This is a genomic window from Fibrobacter sp. UWEL (assembly GCF_900142535.1).
In the GTDB taxonomy this organism is placed as follows: domain Bacteria; phylum Fibrobacterota; class Fibrobacteria; order Fibrobacterales; family Fibrobacteraceae; genus Fibrobacter.
This window is the reverse complement of the sequence record NZ_FRBE01000060.1, coordinates 1-1160: the sequence shown is the minus strand read 5'-3', so window position 1 is coordinate 1160 and position 1160 is coordinate 1. Positions and strand designations below refer to the sequence as shown.

At 38.7% G+C, this 1160-nt stretch carries 1 protein-coding gene; it reads left to right on the top strand.

Annotated features, from left to right (window positions below; translation table 11 throughout):
• Positions 1 to 893: 893 nt before the first annotated feature.
• Positions 894 to 1160, top strand: a 267-nt coding sequence (locus BUB59_RS14920; protein WP_200778795.1) for a transposase, incomplete at its 3' end; no start/stop codon positions are given.

Genomic DNA, 1160 nt, shown 5'->3' with positions numbered 1-1160 from the left:
TCAGCCTAAAGCACCGCGTACACTTGCCAAAAGCAGGATGACGAACTAACTTTGAATTAAATCACCCGAGCGGACATATTGCCTGAAAATTGCCGTATTCCCATAGACATGTCGAGCACATTTTCGATATCGGACATAACCTCCATGGAAATTGGACAAGGTGAATTAGCTGGCACAAAAGTCATCCGAACCTATCACCCGAATTATTTTCATGGTGGAAACAATCCAAATAGACCTCGCAAAATGATGGAAAGGGAAAAACGAGGACCATACAAGGAATTGATTTTTAAGTTTTTAAGGGACAATCTTTAAATTTTGATACTTCTTTACACAAGGTTGCTATTTCATTGAAGAAAAGCATTTTTGGCGCCTCGCTTAAGGATAAGCTAGATATTAAGACCACAACCAAATAAAAAATGTGATAATCTATTGCGCCGAACCAGTCGACAGATTAAAATAGCCCTCGCTACATTGCTAAGCAACTGGATAAGTCATGCACAGCTTTATGATAATTCAACAAGAATAACAGTCAAAAATAATAACTATTCTGCATCTTCTCTTTGTCGATTATCATTATTTCGTGACGAGTAACAAACAATTTTGTTTTTGAAAACAAATTGAATATCGCAGAGATAATAATTCCATATTTGGAAAGCATAGTTTTTTCGGCTAGCGCCTAAAGAATCCACCTCATTAACAAGAACCGGCATTGGATTAAATATCAAAGAACGTTTATCAAAAGCACTAACTTCATCCTCTTGTATTGAAGATGTAATTTTCTTTCTGTAAAATCAATAATTCATGAAAAAAGGCCCGTTTAGGGCCCTATAAACAAAAAGTGGAGTTTCCACATCCTATTTTTGGTTTTGCGACAAATCAAAAAGGAATCAATTATGGAAAACTCCGAAAACAAATATAGTTTCGACCCGACAATTTTGAAAGCCCTAATCGAGCAGGGACCCGACTTTCTGATGGATCTTTTCAGACTCGCCATGAACGAGGCCATGAAATTGGAACGGGAGAACTTCCTAAATGCAGGGGCTTACGAACGCTCCAAAAATCGTTTGGATTACGCGAACGGTTTCAAACCCAAGACTCTTAATATGCGGTCCGGGCAGGTCACATTTGCCATCCCGCAGACTCGGAACAGCGGCTTCTAC